14 protein-coding genes are annotated in these 16132 nt (G+C 48.3%); 6 read left to right on the top strand and 8 right to left on the bottom strand.

The window, feature by feature from the left end; all coding sequences use genetic code 11:
* The first annotated feature begins 24 nt into the window (after nucleotides 1-24).
* Genes P0M28_RS23965 through P0M28_RS23975 form a run of 3 tightly spaced genes read left to right on the top strand, consistent with a single transcriptional unit; the run spans nucleotide 25 to nucleotide 1173 of the window.
* On the top strand, nucleotides 25-477 hold the full coding sequence (locus tag P0M28_RS23965; RefSeq protein WP_302205739.1) for a hypothetical protein: 453 nt from the start codon (nucleotides 25-27) through the stop codon (nucleotides 475-477).
* A 53-nt stretch (nucleotides 478-530) separates the two neighbouring features.
* Complete coding sequence (locus P0M28_RS23970) at nucleotides 531-866, top strand: nucleotidyltransferase family protein (RefSeq protein WP_302205740.1); 336 nt, start codon at nucleotides 531-533, stop codon at nucleotides 864-866.
* A complete protein-coding gene (locus P0M28_RS23975) occupies nucleotides 835-1173 on the top strand; it encodes a HepT-like ribonuclease domain-containing protein (RefSeq protein WP_302205741.1) in 339 nt (112 codons plus the stop codon). Before P0M28_RS23970 ends, P0M28_RS23975 begins: the two co-directional genes overlap by 32 nt.
* Before the next feature lie 4 nt (nucleotides 1174-1177).
* On the opposite strand, the gene P0M28_RS23980 is transcribed toward P0M28_RS23975, so the two are convergent.
* Both P0M28_RS23980 and P0M28_RS23985 read right to left on the bottom strand, forming a co-directional pair.
* On the bottom strand, nucleotides 1178-2035 hold the full coding sequence (locus tag P0M28_RS23980) for a DUF481 domain-containing protein (RefSeq protein ID WP_302205743.1): 858 nt from the start codon (nucleotides 2033-2035) through the stop codon (nucleotides 1178-1180).
* 77 nt (nucleotides 2036-2112) lie between these two features.
* Nucleotides 2113-2619, bottom strand: a complete 507-nt coding sequence (locus tag P0M28_RS23985; RefSeq protein ID WP_302205744.1) for an FKBP-type peptidyl-prolyl cis-trans isomerase — start codon at nucleotides 2617-2619, stop codon at nucleotides 2113-2115.
* Between the two features lie 74 nt (nucleotides 2620-2693).
* Between P0M28_RS23985 and P0M28_RS23990 the strand changes: the two genes are divergently transcribed.
* The 3 genes from P0M28_RS23990 (at nucleotide 2694) to P0M28_RS24000 (ending at nucleotide 6617) form a co-directional block, all read left to right on the top strand.
* Nucleotides 2694-3452: a type III pantothenate kinase gene (locus P0M28_RS23990; protein ID WP_302205747.1), complete on the top strand. Its 759-nt coding sequence runs from the start codon at nucleotides 2694-2696 to the stop codon at nucleotides 3450-3452.
* A 24-nt stretch (nucleotides 3453-3476) separates the two neighbouring features.
* Nucleotides 3477-4910, top strand: coding sequence for a sugar porter family MFS transporter (locus P0M28_RS23995; RefSeq protein WP_302205748.1), 1434 nt, complete (start codon nucleotides 3477-3479; stop codon nucleotides 4908-4910).
* 174 nt (nucleotides 4911-5084) lie between these two features.
* The gene (locus P0M28_RS24000; RefSeq protein WP_302205750.1) at nucleotides 5085-6617 is read left to right on the top strand and encodes a sulfatase; all 1533 of its coding nucleotides are present in this window, start codon (nucleotides 5085-5087) and stop codon (nucleotides 6615-6617) included.
* Between the two features lie 161 nt (nucleotides 6618-6778).
* Here the strand turns inward: P0M28_RS24000 and P0M28_RS24005 are convergent, their stop codons facing one another.
* The 6 genes from P0M28_RS24005 to P0M28_RS24030 all read right to left on the bottom strand — a co-directional run bounded on the left by P0M28_RS24005 (nucleotide 6779) and on the right by P0M28_RS24030 (nucleotide 16025).
* Nucleotides 6779-8683 (bottom strand): beta-helix domain-containing protein, encoded by a 1905-nt coding sequence (locus tag P0M28_RS24005; RefSeq protein WP_302205752.1) that lies wholly within the window; start codon nucleotides 8681-8683, stop codon nucleotides 6779-6781.
* 29 nt (nucleotides 8684-8712) lie between these two features.
* Nucleotides 8713-10365, bottom strand: coding sequence for a beta-helix domain-containing protein (locus P0M28_RS24010; RefSeq protein ID WP_302205754.1), 1653 nt, complete (start codon nucleotides 10363-10365; stop codon nucleotides 8713-8715).
* An 11-nt stretch (nucleotides 10366-10376) separates the two neighbouring features.
* Nucleotides 10377-13469, bottom strand: a complete 3093-nt coding sequence (locus tag P0M28_RS24015) for a TonB-dependent receptor (RefSeq protein ID WP_302205756.1) — start codon at nucleotides 13467-13469, stop codon at nucleotides 10377-10379.
* A 5-nt stretch (nucleotides 13470-13474) separates the two neighbouring features.
* On the bottom strand, nucleotides 13475-14485 hold the full coding sequence (locus P0M28_RS24020; RefSeq protein WP_302205757.1) for a FecR domain-containing protein: 1011 nt from the start codon (nucleotides 14483-14485) through the stop codon (nucleotides 13475-13477).
* A 75-nt stretch (nucleotides 14486-14560) separates the two neighbouring features.
* Entirely contained in the window at nucleotides 14561-15151 is a 591-nt protein-coding gene (locus P0M28_RS24025) for an RNA polymerase sigma-70 factor (RefSeq protein WP_302205759.1), read from the bottom strand.
* A 148-nt stretch (nucleotides 15152-15299) separates the two neighbouring features.
* Nucleotides 15300-16025 (bottom strand): IS1 family transposase, encoded by a 726-nt coding sequence (locus P0M28_RS24030; RefSeq protein WP_302205761.1) that lies wholly within the window; start codon nucleotides 16023-16025, stop codon nucleotides 15300-15302.
* Nucleotides 16026-16132: the final 107 nt, after the last annotated feature.

The following is a 16132-nucleotide window of genomic DNA, read 5'->3' on the forward strand; positions in this document are numbered from 1 at the left end:
CCACTAAATTCAATTACGATATACTTGGAGATAGCAGAAATTATTAAAGCGATTGGACTAATCGGAATAGGTGGGTTACTTAAAAGTCTGCTCGACTATTTGATAGGGGTGAAGAAACAGAAGGCAGAGACACAGCATGATTTTAAACAGCCGAGATATAAGGCTATCATCTTGCAATGCTATATTTTTATCTTTTACGATAAAGAAAGAGATAGACTACAATTGAGTAGACCGGATTTAAAAACAAAGGAAGATTTGTATGATGAAATATACGTTGAATGGGTTAATATGACACTCTATGCTTCTGATAAAGTAGTCTTTGCCATGAAGTGCTTTGTGCAAAAACCGAATCAGAAGACATTTAACTCGCTGATTTTAAGTATGAGAAAGGACTTATATGGAATACGAACGAAAATCAGAACCGATGATTTATTACTAAAATCCACAAAAGATAAAGATGGATATAATATTACTTAGTCATCAAAGAGTTAAGTAAAAACTAAGAAGGCTAGGTTACAGCTACGAAAATTATGACTTCCTTCAATATCATAGAGCAGAATATCGCTAATCTCAATGAACTGTGTGAACAGTTTAAAGTAAAGCGGTTGTATGCCTTCGGCTCGGTCATTACTGATCGGTTCGCTCCTGAAAAAAGTGATTTGGATTTATTGGTAGAGTTAGAGGAAATGTCACCGATAGAACGAGGAGAAAAATTGATTGCTTTATGGGAATCCTTGGAAGATCTATTTGCCCGGAAAGTTGATTTATTAACCGATCAACCAATAAAAAATCCGTACTTGCGAGCCAGTGTAGAAGAAACCAAGCAACTGATCTATGAGCGAGGAAGCGAAAAAGTTTTTAGCTGATATTAGACATGCTATTGAGCTTCTGGAAGATTTTTTGGGGGAAATCACCAGTTTTCTTGAGTATCAAAAAGATTTGAAAACTAAAAGTGCTGTTGAAAGACAGTTAGGAATTATAGGCGAAGCAGTAAATCAATATAGAAAGCTAGAAGACAATAAGGAGTTAAGTCATACTCGCCAAATCGTAGATTTTAGAAACCGACTAATTCACTCTTACGACAATATTGATGATGCGATCGTATGGGTGATTATTAAGAAGCATATTCCTACCTTAAAAGAGGAAGTACAAAAAGAATTAGAAAACGAATAGCTCATCAAAAATTCAACTGAATGCCGTTAGTAACCCGGTAAACGAACTTAGGAATAGGAACTACCGGACGGTTTTCGTAAGCGAGCCCTACGGCGGTTTGCAAAGCTAGTTTGGAAGTGACATTGATCAGAATATTTATATCGCCACTTACCCGATGGCGAAAGAAATCCTGATCGGGATCGTAGCCCGTTTGGAAGTAGGCAATAGAACCAAAGGCAATATTTTCGCGTAGTTGCAAGCGACTAGTTAAGTAACTACTGTTTTTCCACAACCCCAGAGCTACGCTGCCACCCTCACCGCTGGGCTGTTCCCACTCTTCCCGTTCGTACATCACTCCCGTTCCGGCAAATAAGCTGGATTTTTCTTCCCGATAGATACGAAAGCGCACTCCACCCCCAGCCAATCGGCGCGACTGCATACCTCGTCCCTGATCGTACTGAATTTGCACAAAGTTTTCGTAAGAAATAATATTTTTCCGCAACCAGTTAATCCGAAAGTGACCGTATCCCGCGCTGTTGATAGCTGTTTCGCTGGTAGCCGTGTATTGTAGTTGCCCAATTAGCAGAAAGCTGTGGTAGGTAGAGAAGTAGGCAGCATCCGAATTAGCTGTTAAGCCCACAAATGACTTTTCGGTGCCATCATTGGTTAGGCTTTGGTTATTAGCATTAAAGCTAAGCCCTACAGTACCTAAAAAATAATTGGCGGAATCACCCTTCATACGTTCTTTCTCTACGTTTAGTATCTGACCGAAGCCGTGCGTTGTAGTAAGAAGACTGAGTAAGATAATAATAGATGTACGGCAAGTAGCCTGGCAATAAGTCACTATGCTAATGTAGGTTACGTTAGGAGTTTGGCTTGGCAAAGATGCTAATTTTAATTAATGGTGCAATCTTTCCCGATTCATTGAGCTAACCTTGTTACGTTCCTGTTTATCCTGACTTAAAAACGGATACCATCGGCCATGATATACCGCTTTTGAATAATCTCGTCCGGTTTAGCTTTTCTCACAAACAAAATGCGCCCAGAAAAATGTAGGTCTTTGCCCGCCATTGCGTGGTTGAGGTCTACTTTCAAATGCGTAGCCGTTTTCTCCACAATGAGTCCGTTACGCTGCTGTCCGTCTTCACCCGTAACCGCTACGTACTGTCCTACATCTCGGATAGTTTCGGCCATTTCATCATCTACCACAAACCGCTCCACTGGTATATCTACCACATTACTAGCTTGGTGTAAGCCATAGGCCTTCTCACTCGGAATAATAAATTCAAATGGGTCTCCGGCGGGCAACCCCCGAATTTGATCTTGGAACGACTGAAGCAAATTATCCGAAGGATAGAAAAAAATAAATGGGTAGGCAGTATCCATCACTTCCATCACCGGGCCTTGCTGGTCGCGCTCCCGCAGCTCGTAACGCATCGTTACAATGGTGTTATCATCTATTCGCATACAATGGGTGGTTTGTTTATGTGCTAAGAACCCACCATATTCGTCATTGTTCACTAACTATCTTTTTTCTCGCTTTGATACTCGCAGTAGACATTGGTAATTCTAACATTGCTTTAGGCATCTACAATCAGCGTTGGGTGCAGCACTGGCGGTTGAGCACCGTAGCTAATAAAACATTCGATGAGTACGCTATTCAGCTACAATCACTGTTTGCGAACAGTGGAATTCCGCTCAGTGCCATTGAACAAGTAGTAATGAGCAGCGTGGTGCCGCCTCTAACCGCTACCTTTCAGCGAATGTTAGCTGAGCTTACCCAGCGGCAACCACTAGTAATTAGTACGTCGCTCCGCACTGATCTGTCTATTGCCATTGACAATCCTCATGAATTGGGTACCGATTTGTTGGCGAATGCTGTAGCCGGTCATCATCTCATTAGGACCGATTGTGTGGTGGTAGACTTCGGTACGGCCCTTTCGGTTGTTACGGTGAGCCAAACAGGCGAGATTCAGGGAGTTTGTATTGCCCCGGGACTAGAGTCAGCCATGAAAGCCCTTTCTACCAATACCGCTCAACTTCCGTTTGTGCCACTAGTGCCACCGCCCTCGGTAATAGGAAAAAATACAGCCCATGCCATTCAGTCGGGGATTGTGCTCGGTTACGTTGGCTTGGTGGAAGGATTGGTTAGCCGGATAGAGAACGAACTGGAGCGAACGGTAAATGTAATAGCCACAGGTGGTTTGGCTGAAGTGATTGCTCCGCTAACCAACCGATTTAGCCGACTAGAGCCTTGGCTCACGTTAGACGGATTACGCCTGATTGCTGCTCTTAATTGAAAACCAAAGACAACCAGAGAACTAATGAATCAATCAACCACCTACAATCAAACCTATCTTTGGCTTATCAGTCTTACTGCCGCGTTAGGGGGCTTTTTATTTGGCTACGATTGGGTAGTAGTAGGCGGAGCTAAACCCTATTATGAACCCTTCTTTGATTTGAACACTCCGGCACTGCAAGGCTGGGGCACTAGCTCGGCACTGGTAGGTTGTATGGTGGGGGCGTTAGCCTGCGTAGCGCTCAGTGATCGCTACGGACGTAAACGCTTACTTATATTTTCGGGGGCATTGTTCACCTTATCGGCTATAGGTACGGCACTGGCTTCAGATTTTACTTGGTTTAATGTGTACCGGATTATTGGCGGAGTGGCGATGGGTATTGCGCTGAATCTTTCGCCTATGTACATCGCTGAAGTCTCTCCTCCCGAGAAGCGGGGTATGTTTGTGACTATTAATCAACTACTGGTGATGATTGGGGTGCTGATGGCGCAGATTGTAAACTGGCGCATTTCACTGCTTGATACTGAACTGCCAGTAGATGCTACTGCCGAAATAATTGCTCAAAGCTGGAGTGGGCAAAACGGTTGGCGGTGGATGTTTGGGGTAGAAGCTATTCCGGCTTTTGCTTTTTTTGCTCTTATGTTTTTGGTACCCGAAAGTGTGCGCTGGCTGGTAAAAAATGGACGAGCGGCCGAAGGTAAGCAAGTGCTACAAAAGATTGGTGGTGATGCCTACGCGCAAAATCAAATTAACGAAGTGAAGCTCACCCTCTCGCAAGAAGATGTGTCTCACGTCAATTTTAAGCAGCTACTTAACAGTCGCATTCTGAAGCTAGTAGGTTTGGGTGTTTTTCTGTCGTTCTTACAGCAGTGGAGCGGTTTAAATGTGATCATTTACTACGCTGCCGATATTTTTCAGGCGGCGGGCTATAACCTCCAGCAAATGATGCTCAATATTGTGGTGATCGGTACGGTGATGGTACTGGCGGTAATTATCACGATGCTGACGGTAGATAAGCTAGGGCGGAAAACGCTGCTATTATTTGGAACATCCTCAATGGCGGTCGTCTACGCCCTCATCGGTTACTGCTTCTACGCTGATTATCAGGGGGGAGTGATTGTGCTGCTGGTGTTAGCGAATGTGCTGTTTTATTCAATCACGCTGGCACCTTTGCTGTGGGTAGTACTGTCGGAAATTTTTCCCAACCGGATTCGCGGAGCGGCCATGTCCATCGCGGCTTTCGCCCACTGGGTAGGTAATTTTACCTTAACCTTTAGTTTTCCCACTATCAAGGAGAGTCTTGGCTGGGCCAATAACTTCTGGCTCTACGGATTGATCTGTGCTGCCGGATTTGTTGTTCTTTATTTGATCTTGCCCGAAACCAAAGGCAAAACCTTGGAGGAAATTGAACAGGAGCTAGTAGGAGATACGCACAAAAAGGCTGTAGCAAGCAACTGAACTATACAAATATAGCTGGACGAAAAGCAGTAATATGCTAGAGTCTCGGTAGTGAAACATTAATATATTTTTGGAAAAGTATGGTGGATTTGATAGGTTCTCAAAATAAATAGGATAGGCTCTTCTTCCACGGGAACGCAACTTTTCCTTTCTACACTAAGAAATAAAACACCATTGAAAAATCTGCTCAACCCTAGTATCATTTATCATTCATTGCCGGTATTACGAATATTCGTTTTCCTCGCAGGAATTTTCACTACTAGACTTCTGCAAGCGCAGGAGGCTAGTCCTCCCAATGTGCTGTTTATTGCGAGTGACGATCTTAACGACTGGATTGGTGCTCTTAACGGACATCCGCAGGTGCAAACTCCTAATATTGACCGCTTAGCGGCTCGGGGCACGCTCTTTACTAATGCTCATACGCAAGCCCCGCTATGCAATCCTTCGCGAGTCAGTATTATGACCGGACTGCGCCCCACAACTACCGGAATATACGGACTTGCTCCGCGTCATCGGCAAGTAGAGAGAACAAAAGATGTGGTAACGTTACCTCAGTACTTTGCGGCGAATGGCTATCGTACTATGTCGGGAGGGAAAGTGTTTCACGCGGGTATCACTCCCGAAGAACGGAAAGTTGAATTTCAGGAGTGGGGTCCTGACGGCGGGCACGTCCCCATGCCAGAGCGAAAAATCGTTACCGCCCCGCTGGATATGGTGAATCACCCGTTTATAGACTGGGGAGTGTATCCAAAAGACGATGAAACCGCAATGGACGATTATAAGGTAGCTAGTTGGGCCGTAGATCAACTGAAGCAACTGGGCGAGGAGAAGAATAACGAAGAACCATTTTTCCTGGCCGTAGGATTTAACAAACCCCACGTTCCACTGTATACTACCCAAAAGTGGTTTGATCTTTACCCGGAAGCAGATGTCATGTTGCCTACAGCCCCGGAGGGTGACCGCGATGATGTGCCGGATTTTGCGTGGTACCTGCACTGGTTTTTACCGGAGCCTCGCCTATCGTGGGTGATAGAAAATAATCAGTGGCAAGCGAAGGTGCGCGCGTACCTGGCCGCTATCAGTTTTATGGATGCTCAGGTAGGTCGGGTGTTAGATGCGCTGGAAGAACAAGGGTTAGACGATAACACTATCATTGTGTTTTGGTCAGATCATGGCTATCATCTAGGTGAGAAAGATATTACCGGTAAAAATACGCTTTGGGAGCGGTCAACTCGGGTTCCACTAATCTTTGCTGGCCCGGGAGTATCAGTCGGAATGCAGTCATCGCAGCCCGCCGAGCTACTAGATATGTACCCTACGTTGGTAGCACTGGCCGGACTGCCTCAGCAGGAAGCAACAGAAGGACTCTCGCTCTTACCCCAGCTAAAGAATCCAGACACACCTCGGGAGCGCCCTGCCATCACTACGCATAATCCGGGTAACCATTCGGTGCGCTCCGAGCGGTGGCGCTACATCCGTTACGCGGACGGCTCCGAAGAACTTTACGATCACCTTCGCGACCCCGAGGAGTGGGCTAATCTGGCAGGGAATTCTGAATACGCCGAGGTGATTACCGAGCTTGCGGCTTGGCTGCCCGCCGAAGACGCACCACTGGCTCCGGGTAGTCGGGCTCGTATCCTAGTTCAAAAAGATGGTGAGTGGCTGTGGGAAGGAAAGCCAATCAAGTTCGACGAACTGATTCGCTAGTTGCTTTATACAGAAAAATCCTTGTAGTATAGACTCCAGATGGATTTGTGTGGTTTAATCAAAATAAACTAGACTTTTGTATCCATCGAGGTAAAAAGCTTCCCCAAGTCAGTACAGACCCAGGGAAGCTAATAGATTAATAAAAGTCGGTACAGAAGAACTTACTCAGGTAAGTTACTGGTCCAGCCAGCGGTCCAATCATTATCTGGAGTAAAGGCACCTACGTAAGCGGCTGCTTCAAACCATTCATTGATGGTAGCTGGATCAAAATCAGTAGCTTGAGTAGCGGTCGGTAGCCAGCTATTCGGGCTAATGCCACCGATGGGGGCATCCACTACGTTCGCAAATACGGCGTTAGTCGCAGGGTCAAAGAAGCTTCCTTCGTCCTTCCAGTTTTCTTCGCCACCCCCCGCGTTATTCCACAAGTACGAGTAGGCAATTACTCCTTGACTGGTGGCGAGGTCGGCAGTAAAGGTAGATCCTTCTTGCTCGATTTCTATTCCGTCGTCGGGCCACTCGGCAAACAGACCATTATAAATACGGAATACGGGATCATCATCTACCCGCAGAGCTTGCGCGTCTAGTTCGGTATCTGCTCCGGGCCCGATCACCGATAGGTTGGCTAATTGAGGATTTAACCCATCATTACCATCTATTCCTCGGTTTCCTCGCCCTTCAGTCCCTTTATCGTTTTGCTGGCCTACTACCAACCAGAACTGTCCGTAGCCGCCCCATTCGTCCCAGTTAATATCACTATCCAGACAGTTGCCTGCTACTAGGTAGCGTACGTTTACCGTGCCGCCATCTATACGGATACCTTCATCTGCTCCGGCGTAAACCTGAACGTGATGGATATCGGCTTCGGAGCCAATTTCTTTGAGGTCGAGAGCTTCGTAACCACGGTACTCATCCTGGGCATCGCCCGTAAACTCAATGAAACCACCCGCGTAGTTGATTTGCACGTACGCAAACACGATGCCTGCGTCTGGTTCGTCTTTAATTCCGTTGATCTCGATCCCCCCCCAGTCTCCGGGAGCTGATGCCGTGCCGGTCAGTTCGTTCAGGCTGGTGAAAATGATGGGGCTGGTCGCGGTTCCTTGGGCATTGATGAGCGCACCAGCGTCTACTTCCATATTGCCCATAATACCATCGGCGTCAGAGCCGGGCTGTCCGTAGAAGGTTTGCCCCGCGACAATGGTCAGCGTAACTCCTGCATCCACATCAACGGCACCGTAGATCAGGTAAGGGCCATCATCGAGCGTCATATCTTCCTCAAAATCGCCCCGTAGACGCTTTACCGTTGTTCCGTTCACATCAATTTCGGTAATCAGCAGATCGTCAGATTCAATAACAGTGACGGTGAGGTCAACTGGGTCGCTGCTGCGGTCTTGCTGGTCGGTAAGGGCTACTTGTACGGCGTAGGTATCGCCAGTAAACGCTGTATCGGGCACCGCAAAAGTGTACATATATTCACCTACATTCACTCCATCTAACGAAACGGGATCAGCGGCTTGTCCATCTACGGTCACAGCCAGTTCCTTTAGGCCGGCGGGTGCCGTGAGAGTCAGTGTAAACTCCGCATTACCGCTACGCTCTCCGGTGGCGGTGGCCTCACCCGCTACCGCTAGGGTAGGCGGGTCAGTCGCGGTTGGCGCGGTTACCGTCACCGTGACTACTAAAGACTCCGACGTGCGGTCTTGCTGGTCGGTAGCAACGAACGTGAGCGTGAACTCGCTGTCAGCGGCAGTCGTAACGGGTGGAGTGAAGGTATAGGTGTATGATGCAGTGGTTTGGTCTGCCGTGTAGCTTTCTGAAGCATTCCCGTCGGCTGACAGACTATTGGTGACTTGTAGTTCTTTAAGTCCGGCCGGGGCTGCCAGTGCCACCGTAATTGAAAGCTCACTACCAGCTTCCACCGACAGGGTAGAAGTGGTGGTAGTTACTGTAGGGGCAGGAATCGTTTCGTTGCTATCGTCCTCAGAGCACCCACTATATGTGAGTAAACCGACAAGCATCAACATCGTCCCGATCCACTGGAAGGAAAAAAATCGACTTGTGTTTTTCATGTGTTTTGTATTATTAGATTAGGTTAAAATTATCGTAAGCTGCCATCGAGGTTTTTACACCAGTTACCGTCGGCTGTCCAGTCGTTGGCAGCGTTTTCCACTGCTCCTACATAAGGGGCGGGTAAAAACCAGTCGCCGAGCGTGGTTGGGTTTAGAGCTCCTTCGCGGGTAGACCCCACAAAGTTGCCAACTGTCACCTCGGGTACGGCTGCCAGCGAGTTATTGAATACGGCGTAGGCTGGGTCGCTACCTGCATCAGCTGGGTCGTAAATGAAGTATTTGCCATCTATATCGTAGTTGTCTTTGTTGTTGAAGGAACTTGAGTGAGCAATAACCAAGTTACCGTCCAGTCCATCAATATCGCCCGCATCAAAGGCCTGCTCTACCCGTACGCCGTCATCATTAAACTGGGTGACGATGAAGTTGTAAAGTTTACCGTGGGTACCGTTGGTCATCCGCAAACCGCGGTTATTGAACGATACAGCATTGCCATTGCTCTCGAACTCGGCGTTTTCGCCTGGCCCCAGAATGGTTACGTTCGAGAACACAGGATTTGAAACCGGATTGCGCCGTTGGCTATTTTTACCATAGAAAGATATCTCACCCTGCCGCTCGGTATCGCACTCAAACACCCAGAATTGTCCACGGCCCAGGTAGCCATTTTCCCACTCCATACCATCGTCGTAGATCGCAGTGCCCACGAAGTACCGAATATCGGCAGTACCTCCGTTGATTTTCAGGCCTTCTCCCGTGCACTGGTAAATTTGAATGTACTCAAGTAAAGTACCCCGGCCGACACCTTGTAGGCGCAAACCATCGGAGCCAATTTTGCCGGTGTACTCAATACGTACGTAGCGGAGGGTACCTGTACTGTGGTCAGGGTTCTGTCCGCCGAAGGGGCCGTTTTCTAAGACAACTCCTCCTTCGCCCGTATTGACAGGGGAGCGACCCTGCAATGTGATGGTGCCCCAATCGCCTACCTGAGCGTTGCCGGTAAGCACCCGGTCGCTGGTAAATACCACTGGTGCTTCCTTAGTGCCTGTCGCCTCAATCTTACCGTCGCGGAGTACCTTGATACTGGAAGACTCCCCAATATCGTCGTAGGTTTCCATGTATACGGTGGTGCCCGCTTCAATAGCGAGGGTGCCGCCAGCTCGTACCTCCAAATAACCTTTTACGAGCCAACTGGTATCGGCTGAAAGTGTAAAAGCGGTATCGATAATGCCTTCCAAGGTACGCAGCGGTTGCCCTGCTATGGTGGTGTTACCCACAAAAAACAAGCGATTGAGTATCCGGAGCGTAATGTCTTGCTCGGTTGTCTGCCCCTGCTGATCCGTCACTATCAAAGAGAACGCAAGCTCGTCTCCGGCTTCCAAGTCTTCGTCTAGCGAGTACGTGTACTGGAAGGTGTGGGTGTACTCGTTAGTGAAGGAAGCATTGGCTAGCAGTTCTCCGTCCTGCTGAAGCTCGTACGACTGCAACCGCTCACTGGCAGCAATTTTTATATCCAGCACCAGCGGCAACGTATCACGTACGTTCTTTTCCACTAGCGTACCTCCGTTTAATATGTCGATAATAGGGGGTTCTGGCGGAAGCACATCCAGTCCATCATCGCAGGCGGTGATGCCTCCCAAAACAGCCAGCGTAAAAGCGAAAAGTATCCGTTGAAATAATAATTTCATGTCAGGTCAGATTAAAATTTGTAAGAAATCCCAAAGCGGTTCCACCAGCCGATGTACTCGATTTGAGCTACCCGGTTGCGCTCCCCAAAAAACTCAATCAGTGGGGTGTTGGTCAGGTTGAGAAACTCAGCGAAGGCACTGATACGCGGGGTAAAGCGGTAGTTAGCTGATACATCAAGCTGGTAGCGCCCTTCGCGGAACAAGTCCAGAGCTCCATCCTCATCGGATACTTCCAGTAGCACCCCACCAATGTAATTGACCGAAGCCCGCCCGGTGAAGCCCTTCCAGTCGTAGGTAAGGGCAAAGTTGCCGAAGTGGTCAGTCTGGTTAGGAAGGCGGATGCGGCGACCGTCGTTGAGCGTAGCGCGGGAGTAGACGTAGGAGTAGTTGAGGTAGACTCCCAATCCGTTGAGGGCTCCCGGCAAGAAGTCAAGTTGCTTCTGCAGGTTGACCTCCAGGCCGTAGACGGTAGCTGCCTCTCCGTTTTGAGCCTGCTCAAAGCGGTAGTTAATCAAGGTAGGATCGGTTACATACTGTTCAAAGTTGCCACTGTCGAGCCGAAAGCTACGGTTCACCTGATAGTCCTGAATATACTTATAGAACAGTCCACCCGAAAGAATGCCGACGTTATTCAGGTAGCGTTCGACCATCAAGTCGAGGTTGATCGCCTCGGCGGGTAGCAGGTCCGGATTGCCTCGCTCAATGGTCCGGCTGTTGAAGTCCACATCGTCGTAGGGTACCAGGTCAACGAAGTTGGGCCGGGCGTAAGAGTAGGTGAGAGCCGCCCGTAAATTGGTAAGTGGGTTAGGGCTGTAGCGTACGTGCACATTGGGGAGCACAAAGTTAAAGTCGGTGCCGCCCGTCACGGGAGTAGTGCTTTCCCATGAGCCTTGGTTGCGCCGCACCACATTGGCTTTATAGTCCACACTGGTAAACTCGGCTCGCACTCCCGCTAGCAGCATGAGCTTATTAAATTGTAGGCGGGTCATTAGGTAGGCCGCTGATACCAGTTCATCGGCTTCATAATCCGCCTGATCACTGTTGATGCGAGTATTGCCAACATCCAGCGCAAAGTCCTCACGATTGTCGCGGAAGTAGCCTTGCACCTGGTCGGCGTTGAGTCTTGGGCCGAAGCGAACGTTGCCATTCATATAACGCGAGTCCTCAAAGTCATCAATGAGGTTGGCAAATACATCATCGTCGTTCACTGGCAAATAAAGAAATACCTCACTATCGCGGGCTCGTGCGTTATGAATCTGCCGAACCTTGCCTCCGCCCCGAATTAATCCTTTAGCATTTCCAAGTAGGTAGGGAACTTCCAAGTTCAGTCGGGCTACAGTATTGGTGCCTTCGCCCGTAGTTGCATTGCGCTCAAAACGATTCAGGTCGTCGTAGAGCACCGGGTTGTGAATGGTACCTGGAAACTCGACAGGACGAAAGGTGGGGAAATCGGTATTGAGTCCTTCAATTTCAATATCAAAGGTGCGGCGATCAAAAAGAATGTAGTCGCTATTGCCTTCGCGACGTGAGTCGGTATAAAACAGCCCGTAGTCTAGGTGTACGGTACCCAGCGTATGGTCGCCCTCCAGGTTATACGTAATATTATTCTTTACCTCATCGCGAATGCTGAGATCGCGGCGGATGCGGGCGTTCTGCGACAGGGTAGGAGTCACAAAGGTACCCACATCCGGGTCATAGCGGGCCCGGCTGCGCTGGTCTTCATCGCCCCGGCGACTATACATTGCGTTGAATATAAGTGAGTGTCGTGAGTTGAACTTGTAATCCAGCGTAAAAGAAGCTCCCGTTCGGGTACGAATGTTAAATAGGTCGCGGTAGCGGTAATCCATGATTGAGAGCACCGAATCCTGATCGCGATTGAGCAGGCGGGGATAATCCCAAACCGCTTCTCCAATATCTTGCACATTATCCGTTTGGTAGTAGCTGCCGTTGAATATCACTCCTAGCCGACCCTCATCTACACTGCTGGAGGGGAAGAAGCGCTGACCGTACTTGATACGACCTAGGCCATTGAGTCCGCGCGACATATCGTTGTACCCGCCGCCGACTTCTACCTTCATAGAGGGTTCCAGATTTTTGGCAGTGGGCGTGCGTAAGTTGATCGCCCCGCCTACCGCATCGCCGTCCATGTCAGGCGTTAAGGCTTTGGTAACCTCTAAAGAAGAAAGCACATCAGACGGAATAAGATCAAGCGATTCATTGCGTGAGCCCCCTTCTTGGGTAGAGGGAATCTGTTCGCCGTTGATGCTGATGGAGGTGTAGTGAGCTGGGGTGCCCCGGATCTGCACAGTAGACCCTTCGCCCCGCTCGCGGTTGATGGTAATGCCCGGCACCCGCTGAAGGGCTTCCGCAACATTCACATCAGGAAACCTCCCGATCAAGTCGGCGGAAATCACGTTCTTGATGTTGTCGGCGGTGCGCTGCTGATTGAGGGCTTTCTCTTGGCCTTCCAGACTTCCCTTGACTACGATCTCCTCGAGGGTGGCCACGTTGCTGGTTAGCGGAGCATCGTGGGTCATCAGTACATCAGCTTCAATCTGTAGCACCGCTTCGTATACTTCGTAGCCCAGATAATTAACAACGATCGTTTGCGCTCCTTCGGGCACTTTGCGTATCAGGTATTCTCCGGTGAGATCGGTAGATGAGCCTACGTTGGTACCTTTAATAAACACCGAAGCACCGGGAAGCGGATCGCCAGTAACCGCATCTATGACCTGCCCGGTAATACTGCCGAAGGCTACTGCCTTTTTCTCTGGTTGGGCTGAAGGCTTAATAACGATTTGGTTATCCTTGCGGTGAAATTGCACCTGTGATTTGCGGGCCAAGTCGGCTAACACCTGCTCTAGCGAGACATCGGCGTAGTTGAGATCTAAACTATTCTGCGAGCGGATTTGCTCATTCAGGTAAAAGAACGATAGGCCAGTCTGCTCTTCTATCTGCAATAGTATTTCCTCCAGGCTCATGCTTTCGGCCGATAGGTTGACGCGTAAATCCTTGAGCGGAACTTGAGCCAGGCTGGATGCCATAGAGACGAGCAGAAAAAGCAAGCTGATAGCCGTACGTCGATATAGTGAAATACAGTTCATAGGGGTTAGTCAATGATAATGTGTTGACGATCAATGGTGTAGTGGATAGGTAATAGGGTAGTCAGGTGATGCAGCACCTGTTCTAGCGACTCATCTGAAAGCGTAAAGGTGATTGGCTGGTCGGACAGCTTTTGGGCATCATACTGGATTGTGACCCCGTACCAGCGTTCTAGTTCAGTTGCCACCTCCGCGAAAGAGTGATTCTGAAACTTTAGGTAACCCTCTTTCCAGGCAGTAGCGAAGGAAGGGTCTACCGTCTGGCTCGAGAAAGCTCCGGAAGCATGATGGTAGTACGCTTGCTGATTAGGCTCAATAATTAATTGATCGATGGAATCATTGGGTTGCCTTAGAGCCACACTGCCGCTGACTAAAGTGGTTTCGGTTACGGAATCGTCAGGGAAAGCACTCACATTGAAGGAGGTGCCGAGCACCCGAACATCCATGTCGGGGGTATGGACCACAAAGGGGCGATCTGGATTCTCCGTAACCTCAAAGAAGGCTTCGCCTACCAAAGAAACTTCACGGAGGGGGCCACGTAGCCCCGGAGGAAACTGCAATGCGCTAGCTGCTTGCAGCCAAACAGTAGATCCATCGGGCAAACGTATCTTAGATCGTTGTCCGGATGGGTTTTCGTACGATACGTGCGGAGCGAGCGTCGCTGAAGTGACTTCGGTGGTTTGGTAAATGAAGTAATACACCGCTAGAGCTATGATAGGGAGCACAAGGGTCGCCGCTATCCGTAGCCAGTACGGAACTGTTCGGCGGTGAAGGGGAAGGGTAGGTGCTTCGGTTGGTGGCGAAATGGATTGTTGGAGACGGCGCAAGGCTTGCTCAGTATCCGGTAGGCGACTGGGAGGCGGACTAGTAGGAGTATCCCACTCTTGCTTCAACCATCGATCTACCAGTGATTGGTGCTCGGGATTGGTTAACCAAGCCTCTACGCGTTGCTGTTCTTCAGAAGTACACTCTCCCCGCCAAAACTTTCGAAAGAGTGCTTCATCTATATTTTTCTGCATACCCGTGTTTATTTACAACTGGTATACACACGAAAAGGTAAATACCCCCAATGGAGAGAAAAGAAAACGTCAAAATCAGATAAACAAGAAGCTAAGCAGAAAGAGAAGCGGGATAACATGCTCTTTGAGCGATCGGCGGAGGTCTTTGAGGGCGAGACCTAAGTGGTTTTCTACTGTTTTTTGGGAGATACCGAGTGCTTGGGCAATCTCACGGTAAGTGAGCCCTTCTTCCCGACTCATTTTAAAAATACGCTTACGTTGAGGGTGAAGGGCATCTACTGCGTTTTGGGTAGCTTCCTGGAGTTCCTGGAAGTAAATCTGCTCCTCAGTATCTGTGCTAATAGCATTTGCTGAAGACTGCGATTGATACTGCCGTTCGTACACCCGGTGTCGGATAACATTAAGTGCTTTATGCTTAGTGCAAGTGAATAGGTAGCTGGAAAATGAGCTTTCTGGATCAAGCTGTTGGCGTTTTTCCCAAACCTGAATAAATACATCCTGTAATATCTCCTCCGCATCCTCTGCGGACCGCAATAGTGAGTACGCAAAGCGATAAAGTCGAGAATAATATATACGGAATAACGCCTCGAAAGCCACCGATTGCCCCTGACTTAGCTGGAGAACTAATGCCGACTCACTGGCAGTTACTTGCATATCATTACGCATAATTAAAAGCCCACAGTTCTTCAAATGTAATAAATGATGAGCTACTAAATGTTATCTCAATGTTAAGATTTCGTGAAAAAATTTAACAAGATGCTTCTGTTCCTTATTAAAAGTAAAAATCAGAAGTTGCTTCTTGCCGGTAGTGTATTTAAAATAAGGATGGTTTTTTTGCTAATCTGCTAAGGTTGTAATCTACCAAGAAGTATTTGATTGCCAGGTAGTGGTTTTCCCAAACTTTAGAGAAGGACAGCGTTTTGCGGACTAAGCGAGCACATCGTTGTCGGATGGTATTGTTTAATCTCTCTATTTTGATAGTCTGGGGCTTTCCTTCGGGCTGATGCTGGCCTCGCTCAAAAACATTCGCATAAGCAGCTAACCCATCGGTAAATACCAATGCTTTCTTGCGTAGTTTTTTAGAAATGCTCAACCATAGTCCTAGAGCACCTTCCTGATCCCTGCCCCCTAGGTGAAACCCTACTACTAGTCCCGTCCGCCGTTCTACAGCTAACCAGAGCCACTCGGGACAGTCTTTTGCCCCTACAAACGTCCACATCTCATCTGCTTCCAGACAATATAAGTGTAGTTCAGGGGTATCCAACTTGCCTATCGGAAGCTCGGTACTTACTGATTGCCAACACTGTTTAGCACGCTGAACCACCCAATGCAAACTTACCCTCAAGATACGGGCGATAGCTCGGAGAGAAACCCGTTCTAACAATAGCTTCTTTAATAGTTCTTCTCTTTCAAATGTAGTAGCGGGCATTCTTTCTACCGCTTGACGTTTGCAGACACGACAACGATAGTTTTGTTTACCGTAGGAGGTAAATCCGTTTTTTACGATCTTCAAGCTTTGGCAATGAGGACAAGTAGTCATATTATTTAGATTTTGGTCGATCCAATAATACGAAGTACTGTTCCATTGCCAAATTTTTAATCTTTCCATCCTTATTTAAAGTACACTACCTTCTTGCCTATTAAACC

This window comes from Tunicatimonas pelagia, from assembly GCF_030506325.1.
GTDB lineage: Bacteria > Bacteroidota > Bacteroidia > Cytophagales > Cyclobacteriaceae > Tunicatimonas > Tunicatimonas pelagia.